This window comes from Providencia sp. PROV032 (assembly GCF_028484875.1).
GTDB classification, from domain to species: Bacteria; Pseudomonadota; Gammaproteobacteria; order Enterobacterales; family Enterobacteriaceae; genus Providencia; species Providencia rettgeri_E.
This window is the reverse complement of the sequence record NZ_JAMPSX010000005.1, coordinates 121,710-141,181: the sequence shown is the minus strand read 5'-3', so window position 1 is coordinate 141,181 and position 19,472 is coordinate 121,710. Positions and strand designations below refer to the sequence as shown.

General features: G+C 40.8%; 17 protein-coding genes. 11 read left to right on the top strand and 6 right to left on the bottom strand.

Annotated features, from left to right (window positions below):
* Nucleotides 1-93: 93 nt before the first annotated feature.
* The 8 genes from PSF42_RS05620 to PSF42_RS05585 all read left to right on the top strand — a co-directional run bounded on the left by PSF42_RS05620 (nt 94) and on the right by PSF42_RS05585 (nt 8,436).
* Nucleotides 94-1,182 carry an ABC transporter substrate-binding protein gene (locus tag PSF42_RS05620; RefSeq protein WP_272679608.1) on the top strand — a complete coding sequence of 363 codons (1,089 nt, stop codon included), beginning with the start codon at nt 94-96 and terminating at the stop codon, nt 1,180-1,182.
* The gene (locus PSF42_RS05615; RefSeq protein WP_272679607.1) at nt 1,175-2,194 is read left to right on the top strand and encodes a FecCD family ABC transporter permease; all 1,020 of its coding nucleotides are present in this window, start codon (nt 1,175-1,177) and stop codon (nt 2,192-2,194) included. The genes PSF42_RS05620 and PSF42_RS05615 overlap by 8 nt, the downstream gene beginning before the upstream one ends.
* Nucleotides 2,191-2,931: an ABC transporter ATP-binding protein gene (locus tag PSF42_RS05610; protein ID WP_213913072.1), complete on the top strand. Its 741-nt coding sequence runs from the start codon at nt 2,191-2,193 to the stop codon at nt 2,929-2,931. Before PSF42_RS05615 ends, PSF42_RS05610 begins: the two co-directional genes overlap by 4 nt.
* A 36-nt stretch (nt 2,932-2,967) precedes the next feature.
* A complete protein-coding gene (locus tag PSF42_RS05605; protein WP_102137856.1) occupies nt 2,968-3,333 on the top strand; it encodes a cupin domain-containing protein in 366 nt (121 codons plus the stop codon).
* Between the two features lie 13 nt (nt 3,334-3,346).
* The gene (locus PSF42_RS05600) at nt 3,347-4,117 is read left to right on the top strand and encodes a class I SAM-dependent methyltransferase (protein ID WP_272679606.1); all 771 of its coding nucleotides are present in this window, start codon (nt 3,347-3,349) and stop codon (nt 4,115-4,117) included.
* A gap of 213 nt (nt 4,118-4,330) precedes the next feature.
* A complete protein-coding gene (locus PSF42_RS05595; protein ID WP_272679605.1) occupies nt 4,331-6,532 on the top strand; it encodes a TonB-dependent siderophore receptor in 2,202 nt (733 codons plus the stop codon).
* Nucleotides 6,533-6,615: 83 nt separating this feature from the next.
* On the top strand, nt 6,616-7,716 hold the full coding sequence (locus PSF42_RS05590) for an ABC transporter substrate-binding protein (protein WP_272679604.1): 1,101 nt from the start codon (nt 6,616-6,618) through the stop codon (nt 7,714-7,716).
* Between the two features lie 420 nt (nt 7,717-8,136).
* Nucleotides 8,137-8,436 (top strand): HdeA/HdeB family chaperone, encoded by a 300-nt coding sequence (locus tag PSF42_RS05585; protein ID WP_272679603.1) that lies wholly within the window; start codon nt 8,137-8,139, stop codon nt 8,434-8,436.
* Nucleotides 8,437-8,548: 112 nt separating this feature from the next.
* On the opposite strand, the gene PSF42_RS05580 is transcribed toward PSF42_RS05585, so the two are convergent.
* On the bottom strand, nt 8,549-9,448 hold the full coding sequence (locus tag PSF42_RS05580; RefSeq protein ID WP_125890352.1) for a LysR family transcriptional regulator: 900 nt from the start codon (nt 9,446-9,448) through the stop codon (nt 8,549-8,551).
* Between the two features lie 99 nt (nt 9,449-9,547).
* Here PSF42_RS05580 and PSF42_RS05575 point away from each other — a divergent pair, with 99 nt between their 5' ends.
* A complete protein-coding gene (locus PSF42_RS05575) occupies nt 9,548-10,879 on the top strand; it encodes an MFS transporter (protein ID WP_125890351.1) in 1,332 nt (443 codons plus the stop codon).
* Entirely contained in the window at nt 10,880-11,272 is a 393-nt protein-coding gene (locus tag PSF42_RS05570; RefSeq protein WP_125890350.1) for a hypothetical protein, read from the top strand.
* Between the two features lie 70 nt (nt 11,273-11,342).
* Here the strand turns inward: PSF42_RS05570 and rpoD are convergent, their stop codons facing one another.
* From rpoD to rpsU, 3 genes are all read right to left on the bottom strand, one after another.
* The gene (gene rpoD, locus PSF42_RS05565; protein ID WP_272679647.1) at nt 11,343-13,271 is read right to left on the bottom strand and encodes an RNA polymerase sigma factor RpoD; all 1,929 of its coding nucleotides are present in this window, start codon (nt 13,269-13,271) and stop codon (nt 11,343-11,345) included.
* A 105-nt stretch (nt 13,272-13,376) separates the two neighbouring features.
* Complete coding sequence (dnaG, locus tag PSF42_RS05560; protein ID WP_213913065.1) at nt 13,377-15,122, bottom strand: DNA primase; 1,746 nt, start codon at nt 15,120-15,122, stop codon at nt 13,377-13,379.
* A gap of 170 nt (nt 15,123-15,292) precedes the next feature.
* A complete protein-coding gene (gene rpsU / locus PSF42_RS05555; RefSeq protein WP_001144069.1) occupies nt 15,293-15,508 on the bottom strand; it encodes a 30S ribosomal protein S21 in 216 nt (71 codons plus the stop codon).
* Between the two features lie 330 nt (nt 15,509-15,838).
* Here rpsU and tsaD point away from each other — a divergent pair, with 330 nt between their 5' ends.
* Entirely contained in the window at nt 15,839-16,858 is a 1,020-nt protein-coding gene (gene tsaD / locus PSF42_RS05550) for a tRNA (adenosine(37)-N6)-threonylcarbamoyltransferase complex transferase subunit TsaD (protein ID WP_102137846.1), read from the top strand.
* Nucleotides 16,859-16,928: 70 nt separating this feature from the next.
* Here the strand turns inward: tsaD and PSF42_RS05545 are convergent, their stop codons facing one another.
* Entirely contained in the window at nt 16,929-18,461 is a 1,533-nt protein-coding gene (locus PSF42_RS05545) for a methyl-accepting chemotaxis protein (RefSeq protein ID WP_213913064.1), read from the bottom strand.
* Nucleotides 18,462-18,736: 275 nt separating this feature from the next.
* Nucleotides 18,737-19,393: a glycerol-3-phosphate 1-O-acyltransferase PlsY gene (plsY, locus tag PSF42_RS05540; protein ID WP_125890346.1), complete on the bottom strand. Its 657-nt coding sequence runs from the start codon at nt 19,391-19,393 to the stop codon at nt 18,737-18,739.
* Nucleotides 19,394-19,472 lie beyond the last annotated feature (79 nt).

Genomic DNA, 19,472 nt, shown 5'->3' with positions numbered 1-19,472 from the left:
GTCATCCTCTTACGTCGTCTTAGAATGGCCTAAGTATAAATGATAATCATACACATTATCAATTGAGATATTAGCAGAGAGCTGAATAACCCTATGATAAATAATGCTTTTAGACTCGCCGCTGTTTTTCTAACTATTGGTGGGATGACCAACGCAAGTGCATCACAAGCCGTTGATTTCAGAGATATGTCGGGTGATGAAATTCATTTGTCAGCCCCTGCAAAACGTATTGTCGTGATCCCGATCCCTGCCGCTTCGATGTTAGTTGGTATGGATGAAAGCAGTGAAAAATTAGTCGGAATGCACCCTTTTGCAAAGGTTGCCGCTCGGGATGGCATGCTAAGCCAAATGTTTTCGCCAGTTTTACAGGTGAATTCAAATGTTGTGGGGAATAATTTTACGCCAAATATTGAAGCGTTACTTAATGTCGAGCCCGATCTGGTATGGCAATGGGGACACCGAGGGGATGACATTATCTCACCAATGCGAGATGCGGGGTTGACAGTCGCAACACTCGATTATGGGCAAGAAAGCTATACGCAAGAGTGGATCCGTTTAATGGGGCAAACACTTGGCCATAATGATAAAGCACAAAAAATGATCCAGTGGCGTCAACAAGTTGTCGATACGCTCTCGGCAACCACCGCTAAAATTCCTGAATCTGAACAGCCACGAGTTTTATATCTTTCACATTTTAATCAAAGCATTCAAACGTTTGGTTCAACATCGCACAACAATGCGGATTTTGCTCTGGCGGGAGGGGTGAGTTTAAATCGTGACCTAACTGGGCCAAGAACCCTTAATATTGAGCAAATTCTGGTTTGGGATCCTGACATTATTCTGTTGGGTAATTTCGAAGAGGGGTTATCGCCAGCTGACGTTTATCGTAACCCTATGTTAAGTGAAGTCACTGCAGTGAAAAACCAGCGTGTGTATAAGCTTCCCATTGGTGGTTTTATCTGGGATGCACCAAACCAAGAAACCCCACTCTACTGGCAATGGTTATCGATGATTTTTCACCCAGAAACGATGAAAATGCCATTGAGGGAAGAAATTCGCCTGCGATATCAGCAACTTTATGGTTATGACGTTTCGGATGAGCAAATAGACGACATATTACAAATGGAAATGAACAAAAACAGCCAACACTATCTTTCTTTAATGGGGAAACCGCATGCGTAGGCCCCAATATCTTTGGCTTGTTTTCGCTATTTGCCTATTGTTGACTTTTGTTTTGGCACTCAGCTGTGGCCGCTACCCAGTTTCGTTTTCTGCGGTTTGGCATATTCTCTATGACACTATTTTTGGTAACGAAATGGTGGGGAACTATAGTCGTACAGAACAAAATGTTGTGCTGAATGTACGTTTACCCCGTGTTCTGATAGCCGGTACAGCAGGGGCGGGGTTAGCCGTTGCGGGGGCGGCTTTGCAGGGTCTTTTCCGTAACCCATTAGTTGGGCCACAAATTATTGGTGTTTCATCAGGCGCCGCACTCGGCGGGGCTTTAGCCATTTTATTATTTTCCTCTTTAGTTATCACCATTTCATTCGCTTTCATCGGTGGGTTGTTGGCTATCGTGCTGGTTTTCTTATTGGGTTTGAATCGCCAAGGTAGCCAGCTATTAATGTTGATCCTTGCTGGAGTCATTATTAATGCTTTTTTTGCTGCATTAATTTCGTTAATTACCTATTTTGCAGACCCAAACAACACGTTACAAACCATTGTTTTTTGGCTTATGGGCAGTTTTGCTAGCGCCTCTTACCTCAAGCTCAATATTATTTTTCCGGTTGTGCTGGTCTGTGTTTTGGTTATTTCTGCGCTGCGTTTTCGTATTAATGTGCTGTCCCTTGGGGAAGAAAATGCACAAGCCTTAGGGATGAAAATCAATAGAACCCGTTGGGCGGTGTTACTCAGCGTTACTTTGATCACCAGTGCGACAGTAGCGGTATCCGGCACTATTGGCTGGGTAGGGCTAATTGTTCCCCATATTGCACGATTAATAGTAGGGCATGACCACCGAATATTACTGCCTGCCAGTGCCGTCATTGGTGGGATTTATATGGTGGCTGTCGACACTTTCGCACGCAGTATGACCAATGCAGAAATTCCATTGAGTGTGATCACCGCCCTGATCGGCGCCCCCATTTTTGCGTTACTTATCCACACATTAAATAAAAAGGTGGCCGATTTATGATCCAAGTTGAACACCTTAATTTCAACATTGCCCAACGCCAGTTATTTACCAACTTAAGTTTTCGGCAACCAAAAGGCAGTATTGGTGCGATTTTAGGGCCAAATGGCCGTGGTAAAACAACCTTATTAAAGCTCTTACTCGGCTTACAAAAAGGGGCAACGGGCAATATTTTATTGAATGCACCGGTGGCTTATGTTCCACAGCTTAGTGGTTCACTGTTTCATTACTCTGTTCGCACAATGGTGAGTCTCGGGCGTATTCGTCATTTGCCTTGGTATGCCTCACCTAATGAAAAAGATCACCAAATTGTAGAGCAGTGCTTAGCGTACTTAGGCATAAGCAAGTTTGCGGACCAGCCTTTTAACTGCCTCAGTGGCGGAGAAAAACAGATGGTCATGATTGCGAGAGCATTAGCCAGTGAACCAGAAATCCTGATCCTTGACGAACCGACATCCGCATTGGATCTCGCCAACCAAGACAGTGTGCTCAGCGTATTACGTGACTTAGCCATACACCGCGGAATGACTATCTTGTTTACGAGTCATTACCCGCAACATGCGCTGCATATCGCTGATTATTCACTGTTGTTATTTAACGGCAGTGGCTGTTTATTTGGTGAAACTGAACACATTTTAACGGAAAAAAACCTGTCACAGCTGTACCAATTACCCGTTGCAATTACGCCAATGGATTATCAAGGCCGGCAGACCCAAGGGGTTATTCCGCTATTTAGATAACTGAATGAAAACGATTGAATTAAGGAATATTAAACGATGAGCAATAACACAGTAAGCAGTAACACGATTACACCCGCAGAAGCGCTGATTATCAACCAGTTAATTAATTATACTGAACAGGGGATTGCTAGCCGTGTATTAGCGAAGAATGGCGGGGGAAATATCACCTTATTTGCTTTTGATAAAGGCCAAGCGCTATCTGAACACAGCGCCCCTTTTGACGCTATTGTAATGGTTGTTGAAGGGAGTTTACAACTCACCATCGAAGGAAAGCCTGTGATGGCTAAACCGGGGGAAATCGTCAGAATGCCCGCTAATATTCCTCATGCGGTAGATGCGCTAGAGCCCGCAAAAATGTTGTTAGTTATGTTACGTGAGCCTGAAACGGCTTGTACACACTAGCTTGGAGGTGCGAATGGACCAATCATTTACCAGCCATGAAGCCGGGCACAAATTTTTAGCGCGCTTGGGGAAAAAACGTCTACGCCCAGGGGGAAAAGAAGCTACTGAGTGGCTACTTAGCCAATCAGGGTTACATAAGAACAGCCAAGTCCTTGAAGTAGCCTGTAATATGGGAACCACCGCCATTGAAATAGCCTCCCAATTTCATTGCCATATTACGGGTATTGATATGGATAAGCAGGCGCTCGCTCAGGCACAAAAAAATGTGGCGAATAAAGGATTAACCGATTTAGTAACAATCCAAATGGCGGATGCATCAAAATTACCATTTGAAGATAACAGCTTTGATGTGGTCATTAATGAAGCCATGCTGACCATGTACGGTGATAAAGCGAAAGCGAAGTTATTGCAGGAGTATTATCGAGTACTAAAACCGGGGGGCTGTCTATTAACCCACGATATTGCATTTAAGGATGCCCAAGCGGTACAAAATGTGGTTTCTCAAATGCAGCGGGCGATTAATGTCAAAGCGCAGCCATTACCTGAGACACAATGGGTGGAATTATTTCAACAAGCGGGTTTCCAGCAAGTGCTCTCTCACACCGGGCCAATGACATTATTATCCCCAAAAGGGCTGATTTACGATGAGGGCGTTTTCGGTGCACTAAAGATTGTCCGTAATGCACTGAAAAAAGAAAATCGCCCCCAATTTTTGCGTATGTTCCGTCATTTTCGGCAAAATCGTGGGAAATTGAATTATATCGCTGTCGTTAGTGTGAAGTAATTAATAGGAAAACTTTGCGCAAGGATGCGTGATTAGTACTGAATAACCTTTCATTTCTTGATGTTAATAATAATAATTCTTATATTTATCTTGATTCTTAGTTACTGTTGTTAATAATTATTTGATAAAATAATAAACAGTAATTTAATTATATATTGTGATTTATTTTTATAATCAATAACAGCGATTTTAATAATGTAAAGGTTTAATTTAATGAAAATAAAGCATTTATTTATTATCTCCCCTTGCTTTCTACCCTTTTTTTCTCTCTCCGTATTTGCCGCTGATAAAAAAGAAGAATCCATAACCGTATCCGCTACGCGTGGGTATAAATCAGTTTCAGAAATGGCACAAACCACATGGGTGATTGATAATGCTGAAATTGAACAGCAAGCTGAAGGTGGAAAAGAGTTAAAAGATATTTTAGCGCAGCTTATTCCAGGAATGAGTGTCAGCGGCCAAGGGCGGACAAACTATGGCATGAATATGCGTGGCCGTTCAATGATTGTTATGGTGGATGGGGTACGCCTTAACTCTTCTCGTAGTGATAGTCGCCAATTAGATTCCATCGATCCTTTTAATATTAACCATATCGAAGTTATTTCAGGTGCTACGGCGATGTATGGTGGCGGTAGCAGCGGCGGCTTGATTAATATTGTGACGAAAAAAGGCCAAGAAGAAAAACAAGTTTCCCTGCAATTAGGTGGAAAAACAGGCTTTAACAATGGTAAGGATCACGATGAAAATATTGCCGCAGCAGTAAGTGGTGGTAACGAGAACGCTCACGGACGTGTTTCTGTTGCTTATCAACGCTATGGTGGTTGGTATGATGGTAAAGGTAATGCGATTAATATCGATAATACCCAAACAGGGTTACAATTTTCTGATCGCTTGGATGTGATGGCGTCAGGCACTATCAAAATCGATGAAAAACAACAGGTTCAAGCTGTTTATCAGCATTATAAAAGTGAGTCTGATGGTAAACACGGCCTCTATTTAGGAAAAAATTTTTCCGCGGTTAAAGGGCAAGGTGAAGCTTATAACAGCAGTAAATTAAGTTCTGACCGTTTGCCGGGAACTGAGCGTAATTTGCTCAATTTACAATATTCAAATGCAGATGTATTTGGGCAGGATTTTGTTGCACAGGTTTATTATCGTGATGAATCACAAAAGTTTTATCCCTTCCCAACTCTGACTGGCAAAGATGTTACAAGTATCAGCTCATCGGATCAAAAAACCAATTTTTATGGAACCAAGCTGACGTTCAATAGCCAACCTATCGATGAATTAACGTTAACTTATGGTGTGGATGCAGAGCATGAGCAATTTCGCGCGAACCAAATGTTTTTTGATTTAGATAAAGCGAAAGAATCCGGGGGGATGGACTTAACTAAAGCTTTCCAAATTGGCCGCTATCCAAGCTATACCACGACGAATATGGCGACATTTTTACAAAGTAGTTATGACATTACGCCAATGTTCACATTAAGCGGTGGTGTGCGTTATCAGTACACAGAAAATAAAGTGGATGATTTTATTGGTTATGCACAGCAAGAAGCCATTGCTAACGGCAAAGGTAAATCAGCCGATGCAGTACCGGGTGGGAAAACGGATTACAACAACTTACTGTTTAACGCAGGGCTGCTGGTTAACCTAACCGAAGAGCAACAAACATGGTTTAATTTCTCTCAAGGTTTTGAAATTCCTGATATTGCTAAGTATTACGGAACTGGTGACTATGCGAAGACTCCAGATGCCAATGGCCACTATCATCTAAATAAAAGCGTTAACATTAATGATACCAAGGTAAAAGGAATCAAGGTTAATTCCTTTGAGTTAGGATGGCGCTATACAGGGGAAAACCTGCGCACGCAAGTTGCTACCTATTATTCATTATCTGATAGAAGCTACGGCATTAATAAAGATGACATGAGCATCTATATGAAAACCGATAAACGCCGTATTTATGGGGTTGAAGGCGCGGTGGATTACTTCTTTGCTGATTCAGATTGGAGTGTAGGAAGTAATTTCAATCTACAAAAATCAGAAACTAAAGTGGATGGTAGCTGGGAAAAATGGAGTGTTGACTTCGCGAGCCCGTCAAAAGTGAATGCTTATATTGGTTGGGAACCGAATGATTGGGCACTACGCTTACAAAGCCAACAAACGTTCAATTTAACGGATGCGGCTGGTAAGAAACTTGATGGCTATAATACCGTTGATTTATTAGGAAGTTATATGTTGCCAGTGGGTAAAGTCAGTTTTGCAGTTGAAAACTTACTGGATAAAAATTACTCCACAATTTGGGGGCAACGAGCACAAAGCTTATATAGCCCTAAATACGGTGCTGCAAACCTGTACGATTATAAAGGCCGTGGTCGAACCTTTGCTCTGAATTACAGTGTGACGTTCTAGTTGGATGTTTTAGTCAAAAATAAGCCACTTCACAGTGGCTTTATTCATAGCAACCTCTTTAAATTTAAGGTAAAAGATTTTCCATGAAATTATTTCTCACAGGATTATTGTGCATATTAAGTCTTTGGGCACAGGCAAAAACGCCGACGGTGATCACTGACTTACAAGGCCGTGAAGTCACCGTTAATCTTCCCGTTGAAAAGTTATTTCTGGTGGATAGCCGTGATATTTTGTCCGTGGATATTGCTGCGGGTAAAAGAGGGATATCCAGTATTGCGGGTTGGAGTGATTCACTTACACAGTACGCACCAGATTTAAAACAAGCTTATTTCAGTATGTTGCCTGAATTAGGCCAAATTCCAACGTTAAAGAAAACTCGTGAAGCCGGCCTCCAAGTTGAAAAACTGATCGAGCTAATGCCTGATGTGGTAATTATGCATAAGGCTAATTATGGCGCGATGCGTGATAGCCAAATTTTACCGCAACTTGAAGCAGCTGGTATCCAAGTCATTTTTATTGATTTTCGAATGGATATCGCGAAAAACACGCCAAAAAGTATTTTATTATTAGGTGAGTTATTAGGAACACAAGAAAGAGCGGAACGATTTGCAAAGCTGTACCACGAAAAATTAGATGCGATTGAAAGCCAATTATCTCAGCCATTTCCAACTGTCTTGATTGAAGCGAATGCAGGGTTATTTACGGATAATTGTTGTCAACTTTATGGTCGTTCAGGTTACGGTTCTTTAGCGGCCCTGGCAGGTGGAAATAATCTAGTTGCAGATAGCTTTCCTGCAAAAGGGGCTGAAAGTTCCATTGAGAATATTATTACATTAAACCCAGAATATTATTTACTGACAGGCGCCGATTGGCACAACTTTAATCGTCGCTCGCTCGCAGTAAGCTTAGGATATAATGCAAATAAAGCTAACGTGCAGAAGCAGTTATCAGTATTAATGGATAGACAAGGGATCTCATCATTAACGGCAGTTAAAGAAAAGCGCGTTATGGCGATTTACCATAATTTTTACAACAATCCGATGAATATATTTGCCATTGAAGCTATGGCTAAATTTATGCATCCAGAACGATTTAGCGCATTAAATCCAGAACAAAACTTAGTCGAATTCCAAAATCAATTTACAGAGATCCGAGAAACTGGCGTGTTTTGGGTGAGTTTATAAACAGAGTCATCCTGCGTTTTTTGAAGTATAAGTATCAAGATGGTAAATCATATTTTATTATCGTAGATACTCATTTAAAATTAAAATTTTTAATCAGTTAGATATAATTTTTATATCTAACTGGTCCGTATTTCTTTTGTATAAATGAGCCAATAAAAGACATTGTAGAGATGGAGGTGAAAATAGTATAACTAAATATTTATAGGCACTTTTATAAGTGGATTTCACATAAAATAAATCATTTATTGATGGTCTTATTTTGTTTTTATTTATAGCTGATTATTTTTAATGTTCATTATTAAAATGTTTAACTCAGTATGAAATTAATCATCAAAATTAGAATATATAATTTATATAAATAATATGCTAATAATAGATGGCTACATAATCCTATATTTAAAATTTCCAATGGAGTTCAAAATGAGAAAGGTTATTATATCTAGCGTATTATTTGCTGTATCTACAATTTCATTTAACTCAATGGCAGCAGACAAAAATACGGTTACACCTGAGAATATGACTTGTCAGCAATTTATTAATTTAGATCCTCAAAGCTGGGCACCTATTGCGTTATGGGTAACAAACCAAGAAACGCAATTTAAAGGTGGAGATTATGTTTCACTAACAGAGCAAAGTGTTGCTGAAGTCCCTCTGATTGTTGAGTTTTGTAAGAAAAAACCGGAAGGCACTCTACAAGATTATTTAGCATCTAAGAAATAAAGCAAACTATTATGCCATGGAGGGCATAATAGCCATTTCCGATTAGGAAAATGGCTATTATACTGTGGTAGATTAGAAATCTCTATTTTAGAAACATTGAACCGACCTATCTTTATTTCTTTACCGCTAATTTATCTGCTAAGTAATCAATAAAAGCACGGGTCTTAGCCGGTAAAACAAAAGTACTTGGGTAAAGTAATTGAATATTTTGTTTCGGCAAACGGTATTCAGGTAATACATGAACTAAGCGTTCATACCGCAAGTCATCATCAACCATCCAAGCTGGGCATATTGCAATACCTAATGAGGCTAACACCATATGGTGAATAACGGCGGCAGAATTAGACTCGTATTGGTTTTTAATTAGAGGTAAGTAATATTTTTCATTTTTTGCGTTCTGTAAAAAATATTGCGGATCTTGCCAGTTTAATAACGCATGGTTAATCCATGGAACATTTGCTAAATCAGTGAGTTGTTTGATTGGGTGTTTTTTTAGAAATTCAGGGGTGGCAACTAAGTAAATTTCATATTCACCCAGTTTTTTCATTTTATGGGATGAATTTTTTAAATTACCTAACCGAATAGATAAATCGAGTTTCTCTGTGATAAGGTCATCTAAGGATGAGTTAAATGAATACTGTAACCTTAGCTTAGGATAAAGGCGGCAAAATTCAGGTAGTAGTGGTAAAATAAAACGTTGGCCAAACTCACTCGTTGATGAAAAGCGCAGCAAACCTACAATATTAGTGCCTAAATTTTGGCTTTTTTCGAAAGCTTCATCTATTTGACTTTGAATACGTTTAAAGTCGTCATAGAAATGTTTTCCCACTTCTGTTAATGCAATATTCCGCGTATTTCGTGTCAGCAAGCTCACATTGAGCTGAGTTTCTAATTGTTTGATATCCACACTAACCATAGAGCGGCTTAGCCCTAAAATATCTGCGGCTTTCGTGAATGAACCGGAGTCAACAACTTGTAGAAAGCTGATAATCTTTTTGAGGTTTTTTTGCATAATGGTGGCAATTGTTCTTTTTTATTAAACAATCATGTTACCTCCCTTATATCGACAAAGAAAGTACTTAAATCTATTCTTTGCCGCCGGAGGAAGTCCATGACTTATCGATACAAAATTGCCACAGTATTTTTACTCGGTTTCTTTATTGATTGTATTAATATTTTTATGTCGGCGATAGCATTACCTGATATTGCATCGTCATTTTCAGCGAGCCAATCTCAAGTTGCTTGGGTTGCCAATGGCTATATTTTAGGTTTAGTGCTGGTGATGCCCATCAGTTTATGGCTAGCAGGCAGGCTAGGTAATCAAAAGCTACTTTGCTATTCCATGTTGCTTTTTTCTGTTGCAGCTTGGTTCAGTGGGAGCAGTGATTCAATTTATAGTTTAATTTTTTGGCGTTTTATCCAAGGAGCTGCGGGAGGGTTATTAATTCCTGTAGGTCAGGCACTCGTTTTTGCATTATTTCCAAATAATGATCGTCAGCGTATATCAACATTGATTATGACAGTCGCGTTAATTGCGCCTGCATTCTCACCTGCCATTGGTGGTTTAATTATTGATTCTTTATCTTGGCATTGGGTTTTTTATGCTAATTTACCTTTTTCATTGCTAACGGCCGTACTTGCCTGGGTTTGGATAAAAAATGATGGGAAAACAATAAGAGAAAAGCCAGATATTTTGGGGCTAATAATGGTAAGTTTAAGTTTATTAAGCTTATTATTATCATTCTCTTTTTATAATGACTATCACAATTTATTATTGGCTTTGGTGAGTTTTGCTACTTCAGCTCTCGTATTTGTTATTTATCTTAAATATGCCAAAAAATGTCGAGAACCTATTTTAAATTTTCAGTTATTGAAAAACGCCAATCTGCGTAACGCTTTTATTGTTTACTATGCTGTTCCCGGTATTTTTACAGGGGTTAATTTACTCAATATTTTTAATCTACAAGAGAACATGGGATTCAGTGCGGCACAAACAGGGTTATTCATGGTGCTATATGCATTGGGAGCGGTGATATCAATGCTAACTGGTGGACGCCTTTATTTGCAGATAGGGAAAAAACAATTATTTATTATTGGTATTACATTACATAACCTTGGTATTTTTCTGCTTTATTGGGTTTCATCTTCAAGTCAGCTCTATTTATTAATAATCGCTTATTTATTGATGGGGATGGGTGGTGGATTGAGCGCCAATACTGCACAAATTAGCTCGCTGATGGACTTCAAAGGCAAAGATTTACTTCAAGGGAGCGTATTGTGGAATATTAATCGACAAGTCGCATTTAGTGTTGGCGCCGTCATATTTATTTCTATATTTAGCCTAACGACTTTTTCGAGTGATTTATTACGCTATCAATATACGTTTCTTATCGCATCAATACTCGGGTTACTTTCATTAATTTCAGTGATCAAGGAAAAATAAATGAGTGAAACAATGGAAAGAGCGCTGCAAAGCGTTGTGGACGTACATGTCTTAATTGAGAATGTTTTTATGGGGAGAAATGGTGATAAAAGTTTGGCTCCTCTATTAGCCAGTTTCGATGAGCACTTCAAAATGGTTACAACTCAGGGCCATTGTATTGGGTTAAATGAAGTGACTCAGCTATTCAGTCAGAATGTCGGGGCTAGAACATCATTTTCTACAGAGTGTATTAATCTGATTCCATTGCGCGAAGACAATGGTTATTGCTGGGTTCAATATCAAGAAAAACAGCAAATAAACGGTATTGAGTCGTTAAGAATTTCTGCTGCATGTATCAGGGTCGAAGCAGAAAAGTGTGTTTGGGTTTATTTGCATGAAACATGGGTTATGTAGCTTTTCATGGTTTTAGTGGTCATAAAAAAACACCTGCCGGAGCAGGTGTTTTTAGATATAAATCAACTAATTATTCGTCAAGGAAACTGCGCAGAACTTCTGAGCGGCTTGGGTGACGTAATTTACGTAACGCTTTCGCTTCGATCTGACGGATACGTTCACGGGTAACATCAAACTGCTTACCGACTTCCTCAAGGGTGTGGTCAGTATTCATGTCGATACCAAAACGCATACGTAACACTTTAGCTTCACGAGCGGTTAAGCCAGCTAACACCTCGTGAGTCGCTGAGCGTAAGCTTTCTGACGTTGCAGAGTCTAAAGGCAGCTCTAAAGTCGTATCTTCAATAAAATCACCTAAATGTGAATCTTCATCATCACCGATAGGGGTTTCCATAGAGATTGGTTCTTTAGCAATCTTCAGGACTTTACGAATTTTATCTTCCGGCATTAGCATGCGTTCTGCCAGTTCTTCTGGCGATGGCTCACGGCCCATTTCTTGCAGCATTTGGCGAGAGATACGGTTCAGTTTATTGATAGTTTCAATCATGTGAACCGGGATACGAATAGTACGTGCTTGGTCAGCAATTGAACGCGTGATAGCCTGACGGATCCACCAAGTTGCATAAGTTGAGAACTTATAACCACGGCGATATTCAAACTTATCAACGGCTTTCATCAGGCCGATATTACCTTCTTGGATCAGGTCAAGGAACTGCAAGCCACGGTTGGTGTATTTCTTAGCGATAGAAATAACCAGACGTAAGTTTGCTTCAACCATCTCTTTCTTCGCACGGCGTGCTTTTGCTTCACCGATAGACATACGACGGTTGATATCTTTAACTTGTTCAATTGTCAGACCCGTTTCTTCTTCAATTTGACGCAGTCTTTGCAGGCAACGTAGAATTTCTTCTTCAACTTCAAGTAGTTTTTCTGACCAAGGCTTGTTCATTGCTTTTGCAGCAGTTAACCAAGTTTCGCTGGTCTCATTACCACTAAATAAAGTAATGAAGTTTTTCTTCGGCATCTTACATTGTTCAACACACAGTTTCATGATGGTACGCTCTTGTAAGCGAACTCTGTCCATCATTTCACGCATGTTATTGACCAAATAGTCAAATTGCTTAGGAACTAAACGGAACTCTTTAAATACTTCGGAAAGCTGCTCAATAGCGGCAGCCGTTTTCGCATCACTACGACCATATTGTTTAATATGTTGACGCGTTTTTTCATATTGCTCACGGAGATCAGAGAATTTTTGACGCGCTAATTCAGGATCGATGCTGTTATCGTCATCGCTGTCATCGGCGTCTTCATCTTCTTCGTCTTCGTCATCGTCTTTATCAAGCTCTGCTTGTGGTAATTCAGAGCCAACGTGAGTTGCTGTTGGTGCGAGATCTTCTTCCGCGTTAGGGTCAACAAAGCCGGTGATTAAATCAGATAAACGGCTTTCTCCTGCTTCAACACGGTCATATTGCTCAAGGAGATAGGTAATAGCTTCAGGATATTCAGCAACAGAGCACTGAACCTGATTAATACCATCCTCGATACGTTTTGCAATGTCGATTTCGCCTTCTCGTGTGAGAAGCTCGACGGTGCCCATTTCACGCATATACATGCGGACAGGGTCGGTCGTGCGGCCGATTTCACTTTCAACACTGGACAGCACTTGTGCAGCGGCTTCTGCTGCATCTTCATCAGTATCGGAAGTATTTTCAGCCAAAATTAAATCATCGGCATCAGGTGCTTCTTCCATGACCTGGATGCCCATGTCATTAATCATCTGAATGATATCTTCAATTTGGTCTGAATCGACGATATCTTCCGGCAGATGGTCATTGACCTCGGCATAGGTTAAGTAACCTTGCTCTTTACCCTTGGTTACGAGTAGCTTAAGCTGCGACTGCGGGTTTTGCTCCATAAGACGGTATCCACACTTCTGAGTATTTAAATTGGTGTCGGTCGGCGAAACATTCGGCCAACAAGAACATACAAAGGGAATATTTATTATTCGCTACGCCCTTTATTCTCGTAGCATTTACAGGCATTTGCCTTGTGTTTATCGGCACTTAAGCCGTTTAAAATACTAATTCTGTTTTGGGTTAGATTATGTTTTCACTCTTGAAAGAGTGATTAAGCGGACTTCTTCGCGCTCTTCTGGGGTCAGCCCTTCAGTTCGTTCTTTTGCTATCAAATAGTCAAAACGTTCGTCGAGTGCGCTATTAAATAGATGGTTTAACGCATCTATAAAGGTATTTTCCGCTATCTCCTCTATTTCTATATCGTTCCATGTTGCGAGTTTTTCAAGCTGTTTCGAAAATTTATTATCACGATAACGCTCTAGCAACTGCCCAGTCGACATTCCGGGGGTAGAACGGCAAACATCAACCAGTTCCTGAAATAGAGAAAGCCCCGGCATTTGAATATGGGCGATCCCCTCTAATGAGGGAACAAGTTCCGAAAAGTTCGGATTCTGTACCAACAGTGCGATAAGTATTCGCATTGTGGTTGGTTTTAATTTGGGCGCCTGATAGTTAACTTGTTCTGTATTCTCTCTATCAATCATAGCAAGAACTTGAGAAATATCCGGTATACCAATAAAATTTCCTAGCTCTTGAGCCATATAAAGGCGCAATGTTTCACCAGGTATTTGTTTAATCAAAGGGATAGCTAATTTACTAAATTTTGCTTTCCCTTCTTGCGTTTTTAAATCCACCTGAGGAACAAGTGAATCAAATAAAAAGGAGGAAAGGGTTTGAGCATCTTTCATGCGTTGCTCAAAAGTCTCTTTGCCTTCTTTACGCACTAATGAATCCGGGTCTTCACCATCGGGTAAAAACATAAAGCGCAATTGGCGACCATCCGTTAGATAGGGAAGTGCTGTTTCCAGTGCCCGCCAAGCCGCTTCTCGGCCTGCGCGGTCGCCATCATAACAACAAATAACTGTATCTGTTGAACGATAAAGTAGCTGAATGTGTTCTGAGGTTGTTGATGTGCCAAGTGAGGCAACCGCATAGCGGATGTCATACTGAGCGAGAGCAACAACGTCCATATAGCCTTCAACTACGAGTAATTTCGCTAATTCACTACTATTTTGTGTTGCTTCATAGAGGCCAAATAATTGACGGCCTTTATGGAAAATATCAGTTTCGGGAGAGTTTAAGTATTTGGGAAGGGCATCCCCTAATACTCGGCCACCGAAGGCAATTACACGACCGCGTCTATCCCGAATTGGGAACATAACACGCTCTCTAAAGCGGTCATAGATTCGGCCATTATCATTTGTCACCAACATGCCTGCATCATCAAGCTGTTTGCGACTTTCTGGGTTTACAGCGAATTTTTTGAGTAAATTGTCCCAGCCCGCAGGGGCGAAACCAATCGAAAAATGCTCAATAATTTCAGCGCTTAAACCACGTTGGCTTAAATAATCTTTCGCTTTATTAGCCGAAGAATGACTTAAGGCAGCACAGTAAAATTGATTAATTTTTTCCATCAACTGATACAAATTTTGCCGTTGATGAAGTTCTATTTGGCTTGAACCCGTTCCTTTTTCATAAGGGACATCAAGGCCATGCAGTGCAGATAATTCTTCAATAGCTTCGACAAAATCGAGTTTGTCATAATTCATCAAAAAATCGATAGCATTGCCATGAGCACCACAACCAAAACAGTAATAAAACTGTCTTTCACCGTTTACGGTAAAAGAGGGTGTTTTTTCATTATGGAACGGACAACAAGCGTGATGGTTTTTACCCTGTTTTTTTAACGGGACTTTTGCATCGACTAAATCAATGATATCGGTTCTTGCTAACAAATCATTGATAAATGAACGCGGAATTCGTCCAGCCATAAGCCTCTTTTTCGCCTGTTGATGAACGATAATAAGCCGCGCTTCCTTGAGGAAAGCACGGCCTTTAACTGCTTAGCTATTTACTACTACAAAAACTGAGTGACTACGAGAGAAACTAAAATTTTGTATTAGCTATCGTCTGTCATGAATGCAGTTTTCACTGCAAACAACTAGTACAGACGAGTACGGCGTGCGTTTTCGCGAGCCAGTTTCTTAGCGTGACGCTTTACAGCTGATGCTTTAGCGCGTTTGCGTTCAGTCGTTGGTTTTTCATAGAATTCACGACGACGAACTTCAGCTAAAACACCTGCTTTTTCACAGGAACGTTTGAAACGACGCAGTGCAACGTCGAATGGCTCGTTTTCACGTACTTTAATTACCGGCATGTGCCTCTCACCTCAATAGAAATCGGTTTGTTGCTGGTACTGATTCACCAGCCTTCATTTAAAATGGTGCGGAATTTTACTTCAATGAGTACGGGTTTGTAAAGTGCCGTATAAAATTGAATCACACAAGATTACCTGATTTGCAGTTCATTTGATGAAAAAGCAAACAAAACCAGATAATAATGAGAGTTAGCCACACGAAATTTTTTATTACAGGGGACTGATTATAGACTATACAGTCAGGAAAGTCAGCCTTTTGCCAACATTAATTACGCGATTGCACGAAAATAGTGATAGACTTGTGGTTATGCAACAAACAAGGGTAGTGCAATGCGTGTTTTAGGTATCGAAACCTCTTGCGATGAGACGGGTATCGCAATCTATGATGATGAGCGAGGCTTATTAGCCAATCAATTATACAGCCAAATTAAAGTTCATGCAGACTACGGTGGTGTCGTGCCTGAATTGGCCTCGCGTGATCATATTCGTAAAACAGTGCCGTTAATTCAAGCCGCGCTGAAAGAAGCTAATTTGACAAGTCAAGATATCGACGCCGTCGCTTATACTGCGGGCCCCGGTTTGGTGGGGGCTTTAATGGTCGGTGCAACGGTCGGGCGTTCGTTAGCTTTTGCGTGGAATGTTCCTGCTGTGGCTGTTCATCACATGGAAGGCCATTTATTGGCTCCAATGCTAGAAGAGAAAAGCCCTGAATTTCCTTTCGTTGCATTACTGGTTTCTGGTGGACATACCCAGCTTATCAGTGTGACGGGGATTGGTGAGTATGAGCTACTTGGTGAATCCATCGATGACGCAGCAGGTGAAGCGTTTGATAAAACAGCGAAATTATTAGGTTTAGACTACCCTGGCGGCCCTGTGTTATCTCGCATGGCACAGCAGGGGACTGCGGGCCGTTTTGTGTTTCCTCGACCAATGACAGACAGGCCAGGGCTTGATTTTAGCTTCTCAGGGTTAAAAACCTTTGCAGCAAATACCATTCGTGAAAATGCGGATGACGACCAAACCCGAGCTGATATTGCGAGAGCCTTTGAAGATGCCGTGGTAGATACGTTGGCCATTAAATGCAAACGCGCTTTAGAACAAACAGGGTTTAAACGCTTGGTGATGGCGGGGGGCGTTAGTGCTAACCGCGCACTTAGAGCAAAAATGGAAGACGTTCTCAAACAGCGTGGCGGTGAGGTTTTTTATGCGCGCCCTGAGTTTTGTACAGATAACGGTGCGATGATTGCTTTAGCGGGGCTTATTCGTCTTAAAGGTGGGTCAACGACAGGGCTTGGCGTGACAGTTCGTCCGCGCTGGCCACTGGCCGAATTACCACCGTTAGAAAAATAATACTGTTGATAAGTTTATGTTGTTTGATAAAAAGGGCTGGATGACAGCCCTTTTGCTTTTCAACTCAATATTAATGTAAAACAACGATAGCATCTTCAAGTCGGCTTGAACGTGCTTTTACCATATTTGATGTCTCTGTGCTTTGCTCTACCAGTAATGTGCTTTGTTGCGTGATGGTTTCGAGCTCACTCACCGCTTGGGTAATATCGGCGATCCCAGCCGCTTGCTCAGAAGTCGCTTGGCTAATATGGGTAATCAATTGCGTGACATTTTGTATTTGGTCGACAATCTCCTTCATGGTGTCCCCTGCCGTATGCACTTGATTTTTCCCTGAATTGACTTTTTTCTCACAATCATTAATTAATTCGCGAATATCATTCACTGCGCTTGCACTGCGGCTTGCTAGGCTGCGAACCTCATTTGCAACAACGGCAAAGCCTTTACCTTGCTCACCCGCACGTGCGGCTTCTACAGCAGCATTTAACGCGAGTATATTAGTTTGAAATGCGATGTCTTTAATCACATCCGTGATGGAATGGATTTTGCTGGTACTACTGACAATTTCATTCATGGTATCGACAACCGCTTCCATCATGGCACCGCCATTTACCGCGGTTTCGCTAGTGGTATTAGAAAGCTGATCAACTTGGATTGTATTATCGGCATTCATTTTTACAGAAACAGCCATTTGGTTCATGGTCGCAACGGTTTGTTGCATATAACCGACAGTTTGCTGAGTATGCGTTTCTAATTCACCGCAATCGGAGACTAAAGATTCACTGCCTTTGCGAACGTTATCAACTTGCTCGGAGACATCTTTGATTAGCCAACGGCAGACGAGTCCAAGTTGCCCTATAGCGCGTAATACTAAGCCAATTTCATCTGTGCGTTGCATATGGTTAACGCTATGTCGATTCCCTCGTGCAATACTAAGCGCTTGTTGGGTAATATTTTCCAATGGTGTGGCGAGCATTTTTTCAAATATCATATTACCGACCAGTAATGTGATAAATGTGCAGATGCTCATGATTAAAAGGGATGCGGTTGGTTGCAAAACAGTGCTTGCCATGATGAGCCAGAGGACAAATAACAGGCTCATGACGAGTCGGATACGTGAACGTGTTGAATATGTTGAAAAGTGAAACGGTATTTTTTTAGAAAGTACAATTCCCTTAAAAATCTTTTGTTTACTTCTATTTTCATTCATTGCGCTATAGAGCGGTTCTACTGTCGCAATTTCTTGGCGTGTTGCACGAGTTCGAATGGACATATAGCCCGTAATAACCCCTTTGCGTTCCACTGGGGTGATATTGGCTCGAACCCAGTAATGGTCACCATTTTTCCGACGATTTTTGACAATACCAGTCCAAGGTTCTCCTTTTTTAAGAGTTGCCCACATGTCGGCAAAAGCTTCTTTGGGCATATCTGGATGGCGGATAATATTGTGTGGACGTGTTAATAATTCATCTAATTCATAACCACTAACTTGGACAAAGAAATCATTAGCATGAACAATGTTTCCTTGCAGATCGCTAGTTGTCATCAATGTGATATTTTCATCTAATACATATTCATTTTGAGTGATATAAGGGGTTCTGCTCATTATAATACCATTATTATTGTTTAGTTTTCCTTTTATATAGTCGACAGCTTTTAAATATTCCTTAGTAATAATTTTGCAATAATTTAACTTTTATTTAAAAGTGTGCGCTAGTTATGGCAAAAATGTAATGCAGCACAAATTGCTACCAGTACAGTTTTAAGTAGGGATATCACGCTGTTGTTATCGATAGGATTTTTTGGGAAACTTTAAACAAGGCAAATAGCATAAAAAAAGAGCTGAAATCAGCTCTTCTTAGGGGAAATTAAAGATAACGATCAGTCATCCTGTTCTTGCTCTTTGGCTTCTTGGGCTATTTCTTTATTGGTTTTTTGTTTTTTATTTTTCAGCTTTTGCCAAATACGGCTTTCTTGGCCGCGCCAAAGGCGTTGTATATTGCCATGATGGCGGACTAACACTAAACAAGACAACATGGCAACAGGGAAGGTGAATTCAGGTTTAAACCACCAAACATAAAAGGGAGCGAGTAAGGCGCTGACAATTGCGCCGAGTGATGAATAACCACTAAGCAATACTGTCAGTAACCATGTCCCTGCGACTAAACCAGAAAGATCCCAACCAATAGCGGCAATTGAACCAAATGCAGTTGCTACCCCTTTCCCGCCTTTGAAACGAAAGAAAATAGGATATATATGCCCAAGACAGGCTGCAATTGCAACAAAGCCAAGATAGAATGGCTGCACATTTAAATAATAAGCAAGCCAAACGGGTATCATCCCTTTTAATACGTCACAAATGAGTACCCCAGCAGCGGCGGCTTTACCGCCTACACGTAATACGTTAGTTGCACCAGGGTTACCAGAGCCGTGTTGACGGGGGTCGGGTAGTCTCGCCAAACGGCAGATCAGTATCGCACTCGAAACTGAGCCACAAAGATAGGCGAAGATTATCATGCCAAGCGCGGTTGCACTCATAGCTAACTCCAAAAACGGTTAAGGCCATAAATTCACTTCAGTCTTGGATAATACGCATATTTTTGCTGAAGTGGTATCA

Coding starts and splice junctions, on each gene's coding strand:
- PSF42_RS05620 (WP_272679608.1), top strand. CDS start 94: ATGATAAATAATGCTTTTAGACTCGCCGCTGTTTTTCTAACTATTGGT.
- PSF42_RS05615 (WP_272679607.1), top strand. CDS start 1,175: ATGCGTAGGCCCCAATATCTTTGGCTTGTTTTCGCTATTTGCCTATTG.
- PSF42_RS05610 (WP_213913072.1), top strand. CDS start 2,191: ATGATCCAAGTTGAACACCTTAATTTCAACATTGCCCAACGCCAGTTA.
- PSF42_RS05605 (WP_102137856.1), top strand. CDS start 2,968: ATGAGCAATAACACAGTAAGCAGTAACACGATTACACCCGCAGAAGCG.
- PSF42_RS05600 (WP_272679606.1), top strand. CDS start 3,347: ATGGACCAATCATTTACCAGCCATGAAGCCGGGCACAAATTTTTAGCG.
- PSF42_RS05595 (WP_272679605.1), top strand. CDS start 4,331: ATGAAAATAAAGCATTTATTTATTATCTCCCCTTGCTTTCTACCCTTT.
- PSF42_RS05590 (WP_272679604.1), top strand. CDS start 6,616: ATGAAATTATTTCTCACAGGATTATTGTGCATATTAAGTCTTTGGGCA.
- PSF42_RS05585 (WP_272679603.1), top strand. CDS start 8,137: ATGAGAAAGGTTATTATATCTAGCGTATTATTTGCTGTATCTACAATT.
- PSF42_RS05580 (WP_125890352.1), bottom strand. CDS start 9,448: ATGCAAAAAAACCTCAAAAAGATTATCAGCTTTCTACAAGTTGTTGAC.
- PSF42_RS05575 (WP_125890351.1), top strand. CDS start 9,548: ATGACTTATCGATACAAAATTGCCACAGTATTTTTACTCGGTTTCTTT.
- PSF42_RS05570 (WP_125890350.1), top strand. CDS start 10,880: ATGAGTGAAACAATGGAAAGAGCGCTGCAAAGCGTTGTGGACGTACAT.
- dnaG (WP_213913065.1), bottom strand. CDS start 15,122: ATGGCTGGACGAATTCCGCGTTCATTTATCAATGATTTGTTAGCAAGA.
- rpsU (WP_001144069.1), bottom strand. CDS start 15,508: ATGCCGGTAATTAAAGTACGTGAAAACGAGCCATTCGACGTTGCACTG.
- tsaD (WP_102137846.1), top strand. CDS start 15,839: ATGCGTGTTTTAGGTATCGAAACCTCTTGCGATGAGACGGGTATCGCA.
- PSF42_RS05545 (WP_213913064.1), bottom strand. CDS start 18,461: ATGAGCAGAACCCCTTATATCACTCAAAATGAATATGTATTAGATGAA.
- plsY (WP_125890346.1), bottom strand. CDS start 19,393: ATGAGTGCAACCGCGCTTGGCATGATAATCTTCGCCTATCTTTGTGGC.